The sequence below is a fragment of the Nibrella viscosa genome (genome assembly GCF_039541875.1).
Lineage (GTDB): Bacteria > Bacteroidota > Bacteroidia > Cytophagales > Spirosomataceae > Nibrella > Nibrella viscosa.
On the sequence record NZ_BAABHB010000009.1, the window covers coordinates 174,363 to 191,580 of the forward strand.

Here is a 17,218-nt window from a genome sequence, read left to right on the forward strand (position 1 = left end):
AGTGTGATGCCCAAACTATTGCCGCTATGGGTCAGCCGTTTACATCATGGATCCGGCCAGTACGGCCGATAGTCGTGGTCTTGTTGGCAACGGTTATCGGTCTGTCGTGCCGCCATGTAGATAAGCCGGCTGAGATTCTAGCGGCCGAAAAGAGTCTGCCTGAAAAGGTCGATTACAACCTGCACATCAAACCCATCCTCTCCGACCGCTGCTTCGCCTGCCACGGCCCCGATAAAAATAAACAGCAGGCCGGCCTGCGACTCGACACCCCCGAGAGCGCCTACGCAGCCCTGAAAGAAAGCGGAAACACCGCCATTGTGCCCGGCAGTCTGCGCAAAAGTGAACTCTACCACCGCATCACCAGCACCGACCCTGAATACATGATGCCCACGCCCGAGTCCAACCTCGCGCTGTCGGCTGAAGAAAAAGCCTTGATTGTGCGCTGGATTGAACAGGGGGCCGAATACAAACCCCACTGGTCACTGATTGCCCCCACCAAAGTGGCTCTGCCCCAGGTGAACAACAGACGCTGGGTGCGCAACGCCATTGACAACTTTGTCCTGAAGAAGCTAGAAGAAAAGGGTCTCACCCCCGCGGCCGAAGCCGACAAGACCACGCTGCTGCGCCGGCTGAGTCTGGACCTGACGGGCCTGCCGCCCACACCGGCCGAAGTGGATGCGTTTCTGGCCGACAGCTCGCCCAACGCCTATGAAAAAGTGGTAGACCGGCTGCTGGCCTCCCCGCATTACGGAGAAAGACAAGCCGTGGAGTGGCTCGATGCCGCCCGCTACGCCGATACCCACGGCTATCAACTGGACGTGATGCGCACCGCCTGGCCCTATCGCGACTGGGTGATTAAAGCCTACAACCAGAACTTACCGTTCGACAAGTTCATCACCTGGCAACTCGCCGGCGACCTGCTGCCTGTTGCGGGCAGTCGGGAAATCGCCCGCGACAGGCTGGTGGCTACGGCTTTTAACCGAATGCACCCGCAGAACCAGGAAGGCGGGATTGTGGAGGAAGAATATCTCACAGAATACGCGGCCGACCGCACCAATACCTTCGGCAAGGCCATGCTGGGCATGACGGTCGAGTGCGCCCGCTGTCACGCCCATAAATACGACCCCATCAGCCAGAAAGATTACTACCAGCTTTTCGCCTTTTTCAATACCATCAACGAGGCCGGGCAGGTTCCCTACAACGGCGAATCCACCCCCACCCTGCTGCTGACCACTGAGGACGCGGAAGCCAAACTCCGGTTTATCCGCGAAAAGCTAACCGCGCTGGAACCGGCGCTCAACCCGGCAAACCCTGCCTACACCAACGGGTTCCAGAACTGGCTGAGTACCATTCGCCGGCAACCGGCGCAGCTTATCGACAGACCCGGTCTGGCCGGTCGCTACCGGTTTGAGGATACCGACCCGAAGACCTTTTGCAATGAAGCCGACCCGTTTAACACCGCCCGGTTATCGGGCGATACCGATAGAATACCCGAAATCGTACCGGGCCGCTGGGGTAATGCCCGGAAGGTGAACGGTGAAGGCCATATTGACCTGGGTAAACAGATCGCTTTCTATGACCGCCACCAACCCTTCTCCGTCAGCCTGTGGGTGTATCTGTTGAAAGACGGGCTGCGCGGGCCGGTCTTCAGCCGCTCAAACGGCCTCGACAATGGCAACCGGGGCATCGAATGCCTGATGCAGAAAGACGGCACCCTCAGTATCAACCTCAACCACAGCCACCCCGATAACGCCATCGACCTGCGGACGGTGCAGAAGTTCCCGGTACGGCAGTGGACCCACCTGACCATTACCTACGACGGCTCCGGCTCGGCCAAGGGCACCAACCTATACCTCAACGGCAGGCTGGTGCCGGTACGGGTCTTTGCCGACAATCTGAAGAAAAGTATGCTCTACGGCCCCGGCCATACCAATGGATTCGGGCTGTTTGAGAACTTCCGACTGGGCGGCAAATTCCGGGACTCCATGGCCGATTTTCTGGTCGATGAGCTGGAAATATACTGCCGGGCTATCACGCCCCTTGAAATCGCCGGCTTGTACCAGCAAAAGGATTTAGCCCGGGAATGGCTGAAACAACCCTCGATCACCGCCGGGCAGCAAAACCTGCTGCGTGCCTATTATGTCTCGGCCGTTAACCCGCAGTACGCTAAAGCCGCCCAGGAAGCAGCCGCATGGCGAGCGCAGGAAACGTCGGTGTACGACGGTTGTGATGAGGTGATGATCATGAAAGAACGTCGGTATGCGCGGAAAACGCATTTGCTGAAACGAGGTGTTTACGATGCCCCTGGCGAACCGGTGCAACCAGATACCCCCGCCGAGTTTGGCCCTATGCCCAGTAATTTACCCCGGAACCGCTTAGGCCTGGCGCAGTGGCTGCTCCGGCCCGATAATCCCTTGTTCAGCCGCGTTATGGTCAACCGCTTCTGGCAGCAGTATTTCGGGCAGGGACTGGTCAAAAGCAGTGACGATTTCGGCAACCAGGGTAACCTGCCCACTCATCCCGAACTACTCGATTACTTAGCAGTACACTTTAGAGAGTCTGGCTGGAATGTGAAAGCGTTACAGAAGCTGATTGTCCTCTCCACCACCTACCGCCAATCGTCGGTAGCGGATGCCCGCAAGCGCGAAGCCGACCCGGATAATTCGTTGTTATCCCATGGCCCCAGCTACCGATTATCCGCCGAAATCATTCGGGATGGAGCGCTGGCCGCCAGTGGGCTACTGGTTCGGAAAATCGGTGGCCCCAGTGTGTATCCCTACCAGCCTTTCGGCGTCTGGGAGTCGCTGTCGACGCTGAAGTATCGGCAGCAGCATGGCGATAGCCTCTACCGTCGGTCGATGTACACCATCTGGAAGCGCACCGCCCCGCACCCGGCCATGCTGACGTTCGATGCGCCGGAGCGCCACTTCTGCACCGTCAAGCGTCAGAAGACTTCTACCCCACTCCAGGCGCTGATTACCCTCAACGACCCGCAGTTTGTGGAAGCGGCAAGGGTGCTGGCGCAAGGAGCATGGGGCGTGGGGAATGGAGCCTGGGGGCAGAAGCAGGGGGCAGGGCGCTTGGGCAGTTCGTCGTTAAGGCAGGGGACTGATTACAAAAGCATGGGGCGGTCAGACGAGTCGGTTGAAGGGGTAGTTCAGTATATGGTTAAGTCCATCGTCAGCCGGCCGGCGCGGCCGAAGGAACTGGAGCTGATGGCACAGCTTTACGCCAGTGAATTAGCCGATTTCCGGAAAAACCCGAAACAGGCGGCTGAACTGCTCGCAGTGGGTGAATATCCGGTCGACAAGCGGATACCTCCGCCGGAGTTGGCGGCCTGGACGGTAGTAGCCAGTACCCTCCTGAATTTCGACGAAGTCATCGTGAAACGGTGAGGTATGAGCAAGTAGATTGCACATCCTCAGGAATTTTTAGTATATAATGGTAGTTTTATAGTCCACAAACGCCTTAACCCTGCCTGTATGCTCCGCTGGAACGACATACGCTTTCGATATATTGCCGGTAGTGCCGCTCTCGCTGTATTTTGTATAGCCGTCTGGAGTTCCTGTGACCGCAGCGTAGACAAACCGGCCGAGATTGTAGCGGCCGAAAAGAGTCTGCCTGAAAAGGTCGATTACAACCTGCACATCAAACCCATCCTCTCCGACCGCTGCTTTGCCTGCCACGGCCCCGATAAAAATAAACAGCAGGCCGGCCTACGACTCGACTTTCCGGAGAGCGCCTACGCAGCCCTGAAAGAAAGCGGCCATACTGCCATTGTGCCCGGCAGTCTGCGCCAGAGCGAGGTCTACCACCGCATCACCAGCACCGACCCTGAATACATGATGCCCACGCCCGAGTCCAACCTCGCGCTGTCGGCTGAAGAAAAAGCCTTGATTGTGCGCTGGATTGAACAGGGGGCCGAATACAAACCCCACTGGTCACTGATTGCGCCCGTCAAAGTAGCCCTGCCCGAGGTGAAGAACAGACTCTGGGTGCGCAACGCCATTGACAACTTCGTCCTGAAGAAGCTGGAAGAAAAAGGACTTACCCCCGCGGCCGAAGCCGACAAGACCACGCTGCTGCGCCGGCTGAGTCTGGACCTGACGGGCCTGCCGCCCACACCGGCCGAAGTGGATGCGTTTCTGGCCGATACCTCGCCCAACGCCTATGAAAAAGTGGTAGACCGGCTGCTGGCCTCCCCGCATTACGGAGAAAGACAAGCCGTGGAATGGCTCGATGTAGCCCGCTACGCCGATACCCACGGCTACCAGGATGACGGGCTGCGAACCATGTGGCCATACCGCGACTGGGTCATCCGGGCCTACAACCAGAACCTGCCCTACGACAAGTTCATCGCCTGGCAACTCGCCGGCGATATGCTCTCGAACCGCGACGGCGGACCACCCACGCAGGATATGCTTATCGCGACGGCCTTCAACCGAAACCACCAGCAAAGTCAGGAGGGCGGTATTGTCGATGAAGAATACCGGGTGGAATACGTAGCCGACCGGACCAATACCTTCGGCAAAGCCATGCTGGGTCTGACGGTGGAGTGTGCCCGCTGCCACGACCATAAATACGACCCCATCAGCCAAAAGGATTATTTCTCCCTCTATGCCTTCTTCAACAGCAACAACGACCGGGGTCAAATCCCTTACAACGGCGAGGCTGCCCCAACCATTACGCTGACGACACCCGAGGTAGACGCCCAGCTAAAATTTATCCGCGAAAAGCTGACCCCGCTGCAGCAGCAACTCAACCCTAACCAGCCGGACTACCAGCAGCGCTTTGCGCAGTGGCTCTCTCAGGCCGAACGTAACCCGGTATCCTCGCTCAATACAGGTCTGATTGCCTATTACACCTTCGACGAGGCCGACCGGGGCGACATTAAGGCTTACCTCAAAGCGGAGGAGGAAAAGCGAAAACTGGAGCAGGAAAAACGCAAACGCGAAGAAGCCCGCCGAAAGCCGGGTGACAAGAAGCCCGAAGAGAAAAAGGTAGTTAAGCGCAAAACCAAAGAGGAGTTATTTAAAGACCCCCGCAACGCGTTCTGGAATTCCGTTAATGATACCATTCCGGCCAGGCTGGGTGGCGACCCTGACAAATATCCGTATGCCGTACCCGGCCGCTTCGGCAAAGCCCGCTACCTGCCCGGCGACAGCTACATTACTCTGCCCGGCGACTTTGCCGTATTCGAGCAGAATCAGCCATTTACCATCAGCAGTTGGTTCAACCTGTCGAAGCCCGCTATCGAAGGTACCCTGATGGGCCGCACCACCGGCCCGATGGACGGCAACCGCGGCTACCAGCTCGATTTGCTGCCGGATGGCCGGCTGAAACTGACCCTCAGCCACGTCTGGCCGGACAACACGCTCGATATCGAAACCATCGACAAAGTACCCGTTAAACAATGGTTCAACGTAGCCATGACCTACGATGGGCTGGGACGTACGGCCGGGCTGCACCTGTATCTCAACGGAAAGCCGATGCGGGTGCAGGTGATTACCGATAACCTGAAACACAGCATGGTGTACGGCAAAGACCGAACCCACTGGGCGCAGCACTCATTCTACGTAGGCCGGATGCACGACTATTACACCAAGGATTATGCGGTGGATGAGCTGCGGATTTACAACCGCTGCCTGACCTCGCTGGAGATACCGCCGTTGGCCGGTCAGCCTGACGCTTTAACGAACGCCCTCCGTACCCCGGCCACCAGGCGGACACACGCCCAGCGCAACGGTCTGTACAACTATTACCTAACCAACCACGATACTGGCTACCAGACTACTTTTGCGGAATTGATGAAGCTGCGGGGTGACGAGCTGATGCTGTACACCAACTCCGACCAGGTCATGGTGATGAAAGATCGCAAGTTCCCTCGCAAAACTTTTGTCCTGAAGCGCGGAGCCTACGATGCCCCAGGGGAGGAAGTAGCACCGGCTACTCCGGCGCAGTTGATGGCCTTTCCGAAAGACCTGCCCAAAAACCGGCTTGGATTAGCCAAGTGGCTGCTGCACCCTGAAAACTCGCTGTTCAGCCGGGTTATTGTCAACCGGGTCTGGCAGCAGTATTTCGGGCAGGGGCTGGTTAAGAGCAGCGATGATTTTGGCAACCAGGGCGCCCTCCCCTCCCACCTTGAACTGCTCGACTATCTGGCGGTTCACTTCAGGGAATCCGCCTGGAACTATAAGGCGTTTCAGAAACTGATTGTCATGTCGGCTACGTACCGGCAGTCATCAGCGATATCGCCCCAGGCGCGGGAGAAAGATTTGGATAATACGTATCTCTCCCGGGGTCCCAGCTACCGGATGTCGGCGGAGCAGGTGCGCGATAATGCTTTGGCCGCCAGTGGACTGCTAAACCGGAAGGTCGGTGGGCCGAGCGTGCATCCGTATCAGCCGGACGGTATCTGGGAAGCACTAGCTACCCGCAACACGACCAAATACATACAGAACCACGGCGATAGCCTCTACCGCCGGTCGATGTACACCATCTGGAAACGATCCTCCCCCCCGCCGATGATGCTCAACTTCGATGCGTCGGAACGGCACTTCTGCATTGTCAAGCGGCAGAAGACCTCTACCCCCTTGCAGGCACTGGTCACCCTTAATGACCCGCAGTTTGTGGAAGCCGCCAGGGTGTTAGCTCAGGCAGCATTGACACGCCTACCGGAGAACCGACCGAATAACGTAACCTTTGCCTCAACCAGTCAGCCAGGAAAAATACCCGTTATGTTTGCCACCACCGGGCGGGTGCAAAATCATTCTGCCGGACAACATGGTACAAATACGATTAATCGCTTATTTAAGTCCATCATCAGCCGACTGCCCCGCCCTAACGAGGTGACGCTAATGACGCAACTGTACAACGAGGAACTGGCCGACTTCCGGAAGAACCCAAAGCGGGCTCAGGAACTGCTTAGTGTGGGTGAATACCCCATCGACAAGCAACTGCCGGCTGCTGAACTGGCGGCCTGGACAGTGGTTACCAGCACCATTATGAATTTTGACGAAGCCATTATTAAACGATAACAGGAGCCATGTACAACCTGGAAGACGAAATCCATGACCAACTCAGCCGCCGGAATTTTCTGGGTAAGACCAGCGTCGGCTTAGGTGCTCTGGCACTGGCCTCGCTGCTCAATCCGAAATCTTTACTGGCCGCGCCCAGCGAAGGCGGAGCTTTAGGCAAACCTCAGTTTCCGCCGAAGGTCAAGCGCATCATCTACCTGTTTCAGAGCGGTGCTCCCTCGCAGCTCGAACTGTTCGACTATAAGCCCAAACTTGAAACCATGTGGGGCGAAGACCTGCCGGAATCGGTGCGGAAGGGGCAACGCCTGACGGGTATGACCGCCGGCCAGAGCCGTTTTCCCCTGGCTGCGTCTAAATTCAAGTTTGCGCAGTACGGTCCGGGTCGCATGTGGATCAGCGAACTGCTACCGTATACAACCAAAGTTATCAATGAGCTTTCGTTTATCCGCACGATGCACACGGAGGCCATCAACCACGACCCGGCCGTAACGTTCTTCCAGACCGGTTCGCAGCAGGCCGGCCGGCCTTCCTTTGGCTCCTGGGTCAGCTACGGGCTTGGCTCCGACAATCAGAACTTACCAGCCTTTGTGGTGCTGCTCTCCAAAGGCCGCAACGGCGACCAGCCCCTGTACGCCAAGCTGTGGAGCAACGGTTTTCTGCCTTCCATCCACCAGGGCGTGGTGTTCCGCTCCGGTCCCGACCCGGTCTATTACCTCAATAACCCGCCGGGTATCGACAAAGCCAGCCGCCGGCGCATGCTCGATTACCTGGCCCAGATGCACCAGGAGCAGTACAAGCAGGTGCTCGACCCGGAAATCAACAACCGGATGGCCCAGTACGAAATGGCATACCGGATGCAGACCTCTGTGCCCGAAACGCTGGATATTTCCAAAGAGCCGAATTACATCTTCGATATGTACGGCCCCGACTCCCGCAAGCCGGGCACCTTTGCGGCTAACTGCCTGCTGGCCCGCAAACTGATTGAGAAAGACGTAAAATTTGTGCAGCTCTACCACCAGGGCTGGGACCAGCACGGCAACCTGCCGAATGACATTCAGATTCAGACCAGGAGCGTCGATCAGCCCTCGGCAGCTCTGATTATGGACCTGAAGCAGCGCGGGCTGCTCGACGATACGCTGGTTATCTGGGGGGGTGAATTTGGCCGGACCAACTACTCGCAGGGCAAACTGTCCAAAGACAACTACGGCCGCGACCACCATCCCCGCTGCTTTACCATCTGGATGGCCGGTGCGGGTGTTAAAAAAGGCCTGGTGTACGGCGAAACCGACGAATTTGGCTATAACATTGCCAAAGACCCCGTTCACGTCCATGACTTCCAGGCGACGGTGCTGCACCTGATGGGCGTAGACCACGAGAAGCTAACCTTTAAACACCAGGGCCGCCGCTACCGCCTGACCGACGTTCACGGCAAAGTAGTGAAGCCGCTGCTGGCATAGTGCTGGCAAACCGGCAGTATCCTGTTTGCGACGTCAAGCCTCCCATACGGAGGCTTTTGTTTTTTACGTCAAACTAAACAGTTTTCCGCGAAAAGCCTTTTTATTGTAAACCGTAATTGTACTGTCATGGAATGGATGGACTTTAACTGGACGGATGCGTACACCGATTTCAGCCGTTGGCTGCGGCAGAACAAGGAATTTTCGGGCTGGGTTCTGTTTGGAATTTCTATTGTAGCCGGGCTACTTATCAATTTTCTGGTGACGCAGATCGTGCGGTTTATCCTGCGCCGGGGGCAGCACGAGGTTCTCGGCCTGCTGCGACTGCATGTCCGCAATGCGTTCTATGTCTTCTCGCCCACCCTCTGTTTTCTGATACTAACCAACTTACAGCGCCGGGCACTGATCCGGCACCCCATTGCGACCACTCTTGCCGAGATATTCTTCATCGTTGCCTGTATTTGGCTGGCTATTCGCATACTGAAAGTGGTTGAATTGCTGTTGATACGCGGCTACGACACCAGCCAGGATACCCAACTGCATATCCGCAAATACGTTACGCAGATAAAGTTTGTCCGTCGGCTGGTTGCCACGGGCGTGGTCGTTATTGGCTTTTCCATCCTGCTGCTGAGTTTCCAGGGCGGACGAAAGGTAGGCCTGAGCATTCTTACCTCGGCGGGTATTGTTAGTGTGGTAATCGGTTTTGCCGCCCAGCGCACACTAGCTAACCTGCTGGCCGGTATTCAGATTGCGCTGAACCAGCAGATTCGGGTAGATGATGTGGTGGTCGTTGAAAACGAGTGGGGGCGCATTGAGGAAATTAACCTCACCAATGTAGTCGTGCGGCTGTGGGACCGGCGTCGGTTGATTCTGCCGATCACCTATTTTGTCGAGAAACCCTTTCAGAACTGGACCCGCTCGCAGGCGTCGGTGCTGGGGGCCGTCATGCTGTATCTGGATTACCGCGTCCCCGTCGATAAACTTCGGCATAAGTGCCGGGAGCTGGTTGAGGACCATCCGCTCTGGGACGGCGAAGTGCTGACCGTGCAGGTAACGGATACCATGCCCGACTGCATTCAGGTACGCGTACTGGTATCGGCCCGCAACTCGGGTGAGGCCTTTGACCTGCGCTGCCTGATCCGGGAAGCCATGATTGAATACCTGCGGGAAGAACATCCGGAGAGTCTGCCGCAAACCCGGCTTCAGTTTGTAGATGCGTCTACCTCATCTCCGGACAAAAAAGAAGCGCAGGAGAATCCTCCTGCGCTGTAAAAGCAGATAGCTGCCTGTCTGTTATTTCGAGGTGGCCATCACCATTTTAATGTTCAGCTTGGCGCCGGTCTGTAGAACATTAACCAGATCCTGCACCGTCAGCGATTTGTCGAACCGTACCACCACGGTCGGCTCGGCAATACCAGCCATAATTGTTTTAAGCTCATTCTCCAGATTATCCGGCGATACCGGCCGCTTATCAATGAAATACTGTTTGCTTCCATCAACCGACAACGTCACCTGCTTCTTGCTTAGCTGCTGGGTGGAGGAAGCTTTAGGCAGCATCAGCTTGATCACGTTCGGATTGGCCACCGTCGATATAATCAGGAAGAACAACAGCAGAAAGAACATGATGTCGTTCAGCGAAGAGGTAGCGACCTCAGCCTGAAACTTACTTTTTCTTCTTAGTTTCATATAAACAAAAATTACCGCATCCGCGCCAGCTCGGTCGGCTTCTGGAGCACTTCCATGAACTCAAACGCGTTGATCTCCATCTTGAGCGTAAACTTCTCGATCATCATGTTCAGCAGGTGGTAGGCGCAGTAGGCAATTACCCCCACAATCAGACCGGAACCTGAGGTGATCATTTTCTCGTACAGACCACCGGCAATGATGCCCACGCTGATGTTGTCGGAGAGCGAGATGTTATAGAAAATCCGGATAATACCGGAGATGGTACCGATAAAACCGAGCATCGGCGCGATACCGGCAATGATACCGAGGTAACCCAGGTTGCGCTCCAGCCGGGAGATTTCAATCTGGCCAATGGTTTCCATGGTGCTCTCAATTTCCTTGATGGGCGAACCAATGCGGCCAATCCCTTTCTCCAGAATACGACCGGCCGCCGTTTTCTGGTTCCGGCAGAACGACTCCGCCGATTTGATGTTCCCCTGCAACACCATGTCTTTGATGTTGTCGATAAACCCATCGTCGATGCGGGTCTGGGAACGGATGAGTATGTACCGTTCGATCATCAGATAGATCGTCGCCAACAGCAGGAATGCGATGGGGATCATGACCCAACCGCCCTTGACTACCAGATCGAAAAGTTGCAGACTTTGTTCGGTGGATGCGGCAGCAGCCGTCGAGTCAGCGGCAGGAACCTGAAGCAATATCATATGTGGTAAGCTGGAAGTTATAATGTCTCTGGATGCGCGTAATCGTCTCGCTGTTCAACGAGCCAATTCTCGCAAATATTGTTTCCGTTGATACTATTCGTAAAGAAAACCCATCCGGTAGACTTATTCAAGCAAACTGCCGAACGGTTTTCAAAATTTCTTCTGAACTGCACGCCCGCGCCTGCCAGGCTTCCAGGCGGGGGTTCATCAGCCGGAACCAAAGCGGGGGTAGCATTGCCATCAGAATCATCAGCGGATAGCCGAACGGCAACTGCGGACTCTCATCGAAATGCCGGAGTACCTGATACGGCCGGGCGGCATAGGCGTGGTGGTCGGAGTGGCGCTGCAGCTGAAACAGCACCAGGTTGCTGATAAACTGGCCCGCATTCCAGGAGTGGAGCGGATTGACGCGTTCGTACTTGCCGGGCGCAATTTCCCGGCGGGTAATGCCGTAATGTTCGATGTAATTTACCGACTCCAGCAGCAAAATACCGACCAGGCTCTGCCCCGCAAAAAACAGGGGCACAATCCAGGCAATCTGCCCGGCCGCCAGGCTAAAGCCGGCAGTCAGCGCCACGGCCAGCAGCACCGGCAGGCCGGCAAACCAGAGCATGTTGTTATGAGAACTCCAGACCGGATGCCCCGCTTTGGCCAGCAGCCGCTTTTCAATACGCCAGGCGCTGCGGTAACTGCCAACCAGGGTTTGCCACCAGAACGCATACAACGACTGGTTTTTGCGGGCGGTAGCCGGGTCAAGAGGAGTGGCGACATGAACGTGATGCCCCCGGTTATGCTCGATCAGGAAGTGCATGTAACTCACCGACAGCAAGGCCAGTTTCGCATGAACCTGCGCGAAGCGGCTGCTCCGGTGCCCCAACTCATGGGCAATGTTGATGATGGTGCCGGAAAAAACACCAATACTCACGATGAGCCTGAGTTGCTGAAGTACAGTCAGGGGCTCGAATACCAGTACCCAGCAACCCCAGATCAGCAAGCTATATTGCAGGTACACAAATGAATAAACCAGCACATCGAAATACCGGTCGTTCAGGACCTGTTCGTAGTCCTCGCTCGCGACGTTAGACCGGTCTTTACCGAATACCGCATCCAGCAGCGGCAGCACACCATAGGCATATACGACGCCGGCGAAAGTCCAGGCCGGTCCGCCGAGATAGTAGCTGCCGACGATAACCGCCAGCAGGCTATACGACCATAAAAACCCAAATTTCTTCAGCGGCTTCATGGCAGATACGATGACGCCTTACATTTTTATCAGCACCTTTCCGTGCCGTCCCTGCCGGTCGGCATGGTCAACGGCCTGTTGTATTTCGTCCAGCGAATAAGTAGCCTCTACCGGCAACTGAATTTTACCGGAGGCCAGCAGGCTGATTACGTTCTGCGCCACTCCCTGTCGGGTTTGGCTATCGACCCGGCGCATCCAGTCGGTGAGCCAGAAGCCTTTGATGGTCAGTTCCCGGAAAATCATCAGCCCGGCATTGAGGGTAGGGTCCTGTAGGCTCAGCAGGCCGTAAATCAGCATAACGCCCCCCTTGCATAAGCATTTTTGGGCTTCGGTCGCCACGTGCCCGCCCACCGCGTCCAGCACGCAGGCTACCCCTTTGCCTTCGGTAAGCTGCTTCACCCGGCCCGCCAGGTTCTCGGTTTCGGTATTGATTACTTCCGTCAGGCCCAGGGCTTTCAGTTCATCGTTGAGATCGTCGCGCCGGACCGTGCCAATGGTTTTAATGCCCTTCATCTTACAAAGTTGAATCACCATTTTACTGAATGCCGAACCGGCGGCCGTCAGCATCAGCCATTGGTTGGCCTGCACACCCGACTCCTGCAGCATGGCGTAGGCCGTAAACGGATTGACAAATAATTGGGCCGCCACCTCATCGGGCATAGCGTCCGGCACCGGAATCAGGCTCCGCTGGTGCGCAATAGCATATTCTGACCAGGTGCCGATACTCGTAAAACTCACCCGCATACCCGTCCGCATCTGTACGCCCTCACCTAGTGCATCTACAATGCCTACTCCCTCGAAACCAGCTCCCGAGGGAAATTGCGGCCGAATACCGTACAGGTTCTGTATAAACATCAGATCCGATGGATTCACCGGACTGGCAATCACTTTGATACGCACTTCTCCCGGCTGGGGTTCGGGCAGGGGTCTTTCGTCTACTTCCAGAACGTCTTCGGGCTTACCGCTCTTGTAGAACAAAATAGTTTTCATAGAATGCAGGAGTGAGGTTGTACGAGACCCAAAAATATCATTTAATTCGCACAAACTATTCCTTAACGAAGTCAGCATGCAAACTTCTCCATTCCTTGGTGAGCTTATCGGAACCCTTGTTCTTATCCTGTTAGGCGACGGTGTCGTCGCCAATGTATTGTTACGCCATACCAAAGGCGAGGGGGCCGGCTGGATTGTCATCACTACCGGCTGGGCCTTTGCCGTGACCATAGGCATCTTTGTGGCCAAAGCATTCGGCAGCATCGATGCCCACCTCAACCCTGCCGTGACCGTAGCCTTTGCCGTAGCCACCGGCGATTTCAGCAATGTATCCACGTATATCCCCGCTCAGTTTATTGGGGCATTTCTTGGGGCCATCATGGTCTGGTTGCATTACCTGCCCCACTGGGCCACCACGTCCGACGCTGGTTTGAAACTGGGCGTATTTGCCACCGGGCCGGCCATGCGCACCACCTCAGGCAATTTCATCAGTGAGGTTATTGGTACGCTGGTGCTTATTCTGGGGGTGGCGGGTATTTCGTCGCGCAACATCGGTACGCTGGCGGTAGGCTTTGCGCCCTATATGGTCGGTATTCTGGTCTGGAGCATTGGGCTTTCGCTGGGCGGCACCACCGGCTACGCCATCAACCCCGCCCGCGACCTCGGCCCCCGGCTGGCGCACGCCATACTGCCCATTCCCGGCAAAGGTCCGTCAGACTGGAGCTACGCCTGGCTACCCGTTTTGGCACCCATTGTCGGAGGAATTCTGGGGGGCCTGTTCATTCGGTGGTATGCGTTGTAGGATTCCGTGGCGTCAATATGTCGAAAAGCCAATCTTTCTTAATTCGCGATAACTTCATTGAAAAAGCTACGTACATAGCCCGGATCGCTCCGGCTATGTACGTGGACGAGTATGACGATATAGCACTGGTAGATTGTGGCCTGCCCGCCGATACCTTTAATGTACTGATTCCCAAAACCAACAATCCTGACCGGCTGCACTCTGTTCTGGCCCGGAAAGTCAGCTATTTCAATCAGAAAAACTATCCTATGTCGCTGTGGGTGTGGGAAGACACCTACGCCGAAAGCCTTTACCCGCTCATCCGGAACATGGGTCTGACGGGTGATGAGGTAAACCTGGGGATGGTAGCCGCCCTTGATGAACGTCCACCCGCAAACCGGGCGATTGAAGACTTCACCATTCATCGCGTCCGGCAACCTGAAGACTACCACCTGTTTGCCGATGTGTTGGCCACTCTGTTCGGAAGTTCCCCGGAAGCCCAGCAGGTACGGCGCTACTACGAAATTGTCGGTTCGCTGCAACGTCCGGACGACAGCCTCCAGTTGTATCTGGGCAGATACGGAGGTCAGGTCGTCAGCACCGGTGCTATCTTCTATGGAGCAGAATCTGCCGGTATTTACGACATCGCGACCCGAGAAGGAATGCGCGGCCGGGGCTTTGGCTCGGCCATGTTTCAGCATCTGCTCAACCGCATTCGGGAGAGTCCGGCGAGAACGGCTGTTTTGCAGGCCTCGCCGGATGGCATTGACATTTATAAACGGGCAGGGTTCCAGGAGGTCTGTACTGTTCAGGTATTTGAAAACCGGCATTTGTTGACTATACTTGGTTAAGAAGTGCCCCAAAACAAATACAGGCAATTGAAACCTGCTTCTATGAACCAGCGATCTCAACACCAGTACCACCAAGACCTGCTGAGAAGCAGCCTCACCGGAATTTTCGGTGCGCTATCGGATAAAGTCCTATCCGAGATAGAATCAAAACTAATCTGGATGGAACTTCCTGGCGGAGAAACGTTATTTCACCAGGGCGAAATCGGTGACTCCCTATATTTTGTTGTTAGTGGTCGTTTACGGGCTTTTACTCATACAGAGGCCGGTCCGGTTAGCGTTGGTGAGGCCAAACGGGGCGAATCAGCCGGCGAGATGGCTATCTTCACGGGTCAGCCCCGCATGGCTACCGTTGTTGCCGTACGCGATAGTGTGCTGATTAAACTCACCAAAGACACCTTTGAAGAGTTAGCGCTGACCTACCCCAAGGTATTGATGAACGTAACTAAAATCGTTACCAACCGCCTGTATACAACCCAAAAGCCCAAGAAAACTCTAAAGAAACCCATAACCATCTGCCTAATTCCGGTGACTGGCACCGTTGATCTGCCGGCTTTAGTTGATACGCTTTATCCCCATCTGCAACGTAAGGGACAAAGCCTTGTGCTGACCAGCCGCTCTGTGGACCAATGCCTTGGGCAGGAAGGTTTTTCTCAAACTCACCACACCCATTTAGAAAACTACCGAAAGCTGACCCGCTGGCTGGAAGAACAGGAGCTACAGCATGAATTTATGCTGTACATCGCCGATCCTGAACCGACCGAGTGGACCAAGCGCTGTATCCGCCATGCCGATGAAATACTGTTGGTAGCCGACGCCCGTCAGCCACCGGCGTTGAGTACGCTGGAGAAGCAGATCCCCCAACTCTGCCATCCGCAAACCGGTGCTACACAAATCCTGCTCCTCCTGCATGATGCCCACACCGTTTGTCCATCGGAAACAAATCAGTGGCTGGCGCTTCGACGTGTTAAGGCCCACTATCATATCCGGCCCGAGCTTCCCAAAGACATAGCGCGATTGGCCCGCATCCTCAGCGGTTCGGCCGTAGGGCTGGTTCTGGCGGGTGGAGGAGCTAAAGGGTTTTCTCATTTAGGTGTATATCAAGCTCTTTACGAATACGATATACCCATTGACTTTGTAGGGGGAGCCAGCGCCGGAGCGCTTATGGGTGCGTATATATCCTTTGACCTTCCGCCTGAAATAATCAGGGGTTTTGCCCGAAAAGCAGCCAAAGCTAAACCTGCTACCGATTACAACCTTTTTCCGCTCATATCTCTGATTAAAGGTCGGCGATTCAGGCGGATTATTAAGGATGGTATTAACAATTGTGTGGGATTCGACGTATGGATGGAAGATGTCTGGCGAACCTTCTTTACCGTAGCCGGCAATTATACCAAAGCTTACGAAGAAGTACATACGCAAGGTAACATGGCTAAATGCCTCGAAGCCACCATCGCCATACCTGGTGTTTTTCCTCCCGTCATCCGGGACAATGATCTTCTGGTCGACGGCGGAACATTCAATAATTTTCCTACCGATGTAATGAGCCGTATGGGCGCAGGCAAAATTCTCGGCGTTGACCTAAGCCGGGACAAAGTCTTTACCTTAGATATCCCGGAGATGCCTGGTAGCTGGGCCCTGCTCATAGATAAGTTTAAACCCCGCAATAAACGAAAATATCACCTGCCATCACTGGCATCCATTTTACTCAACACCACTATTATGCACAGCACTGCGCGTTGCCAGGAAAATAAGCAATACACAGATATCTATTTTAACCCGGATGTTGGCCGATTTGGTCTCATGAGCTGGAGTGCCTATGACACCATATATGATATTGGCTACAACCATGCAAAAGAAGTGCTGAGCAAGCTCACCGACGAGGAGTTGAACTGGTTGCGGAGTTAGTTAGCATTAATCTCAATAACCACCCTCCTGTTTTTGACTTTATCTTCTTCCGACCCATTAGGGCTAACCGGTGAGTCAGGACCCTTCCGGGTGATGTTGATCTGGCCAGGCTTCACACCCTTCTGTTGCAGGTAGTTTACGACTGTTCGCGCCCGGAACTCGGAAAGGGCCAGATTCTGGTCACGTTTTCCGATAGTGTCAGTATATCCGGTTACCCGTATCACCTTATCAGGCTGGCTGACCAGAAACGCAGAGATAGAGTCTAATGTCATTTTACTAGCATCTCTCAAGTCGTAACGGCTCTGATCAAAATAAAGCGTTTGGGCATCAAAAGGATTGGCTATTGTCCCTTTAGTGGCGTTAGACAGGTTTGAGGCATTCGTCTCTTCCGATTTCCGGATATAAACTGATTTAAAGTTTACTCCTGGCTCAAAGCCAATTCTTCATTGAGTAACAAGCGACCGTCGGCACTCGATGCGGTAAGCAAGTGCTATATCATAGCAACTGCCATAGATTACAACGGTGTTATTCGGTTGTGGTGCCTTGCTTTGGTCAGGATCATTGCCA

At 55.0% G+C, this 17,218-nt stretch carries 12 protein-coding genes; 7 read left to right on the forward strand and 5 right to left on the reverse strand.

All coding sequences use genetic code 11. The features are described 5' to 3' along the window. Positions 1-26: 26 nt before the first annotated feature. The 4 genes from ABD931_RS20195 to ABD931_RS20210 all read left to right on the forward strand — a co-directional run bounded on the left by ABD931_RS20195 (position 27) and on the right by ABD931_RS20210 (position 9,763). Entirely contained in the window at positions 27-3,395 is a 3,369-nt protein-coding gene (locus ABD931_RS20195) for a DUF1553 domain-containing protein (RefSeq protein ID WP_345269730.1), read from the forward strand. An 87-nt stretch (positions 3,396-3,482) separates the two neighbouring features. Further along, a complete protein-coding gene (locus ABD931_RS20200; RefSeq protein WP_345269731.1) occupies positions 3,483-7,037 on the forward strand; it encodes a DUF1553 domain-containing protein in 3,555 nt (1,184 codons plus the stop codon). Between the two features lie 8 nt (positions 7,038-7,045). Then, positions 7,046-8,494, forward strand: coding sequence for a DUF1501 domain-containing protein (locus tag ABD931_RS20205; RefSeq protein WP_345269732.1), 1,449 nt, complete (start codon positions 7,046-7,048; stop codon positions 8,492-8,494). A gap of 126 nt (positions 8,495-8,620) precedes the next feature. Then, positions 8,621-9,763 (forward strand): mechanosensitive ion channel family protein, encoded by a 1,143-nt coding sequence (locus ABD931_RS20210; protein WP_345269733.1) that lies wholly within the window; start codon positions 8,621-8,623, stop codon positions 9,761-9,763. Positions 9,764-9,784: 21 nt separating this feature from the next. Here ABD931_RS20210 and ABD931_RS20215 read toward each other — a convergent pair whose 3' ends face one another. The 4 genes from ABD931_RS20215 to ABD931_RS20230 form a co-directional block, all read right to left on the reverse strand. Next, entirely contained in the window at positions 9,785-10,177 is a 393-nt protein-coding gene (locus ABD931_RS20215) for an ExbD/TolR family protein (RefSeq protein WP_345269734.1), read from the reverse strand. A gap of 11 nt (positions 10,178-10,188) precedes the next feature. Next, positions 10,189-10,881: a MotA/TolQ/ExbB proton channel family protein gene (locus ABD931_RS20220; protein ID WP_345269735.1), complete on the reverse strand. Its 693-nt coding sequence runs from the start codon at positions 10,879-10,881 to the stop codon at positions 10,189-10,191. A 127-nt stretch (positions 10,882-11,008) separates the two neighbouring features. Further along, positions 11,009-12,124, reverse strand: coding sequence for an alkane 1-monooxygenase (locus ABD931_RS20225; protein ID WP_345269736.1), 1,116 nt, complete (start codon positions 12,122-12,124; stop codon positions 11,009-11,011). Between the two features lie 18 nt (positions 12,125-12,142). After that, positions 12,143-13,114: a zinc-dependent alcohol dehydrogenase family protein gene (locus ABD931_RS20230; RefSeq protein ID WP_345269737.1), complete on the reverse strand. Its 972-nt coding sequence runs from the start codon at positions 13,112-13,114 to the stop codon at positions 12,143-12,145. A 76-nt stretch (positions 13,115-13,190) separates the two neighbouring features. Between ABD931_RS20230 and ABD931_RS20235 the strand changes: the two genes are divergently transcribed. From ABD931_RS20235 to ABD931_RS20245, 3 genes are read left to right on the forward strand one after another with little or no spacing between them, the layout of a single operon-like run. Continuing rightward, positions 13,191-13,916, forward strand: a complete 726-nt coding sequence (locus tag ABD931_RS20235) for an MIP/aquaporin family protein (RefSeq protein WP_345269738.1) — start codon at positions 13,191-13,193, stop codon at positions 13,914-13,916. A gap of 17 nt (positions 13,917-13,933) precedes the next feature. Further along, complete coding sequence (locus tag ABD931_RS20240) at positions 13,934-14,746, forward strand: GNAT family N-acetyltransferase (RefSeq protein WP_345269739.1); 813 nt, start codon at positions 13,934-13,936, stop codon at positions 14,744-14,746. A 42-nt stretch (positions 14,747-14,788) separates the two neighbouring features. Further along, positions 14,789-16,651: a patatin-like phospholipase family protein gene (locus tag ABD931_RS20245; RefSeq protein WP_345269740.1), complete on the forward strand. Its 1,863-nt coding sequence runs from the start codon at positions 14,789-14,791 to the stop codon at positions 16,649-16,651. Here the strand turns inward: ABD931_RS20245 and ABD931_RS20250 are convergent. Further along, positions 16,648-17,091, reverse strand: a complete 444-nt coding sequence (locus ABD931_RS20250; RefSeq protein WP_345269778.1) for an OmpA family protein — start codon at positions 17,089-17,091, stop codon at positions 16,648-16,650. The two genes, ABD931_RS20245 and ABD931_RS20250, sit on opposite strands and share 4 nt — an antisense overlap. Positions 17,092-17,218: the final 127 nt, after the last annotated feature.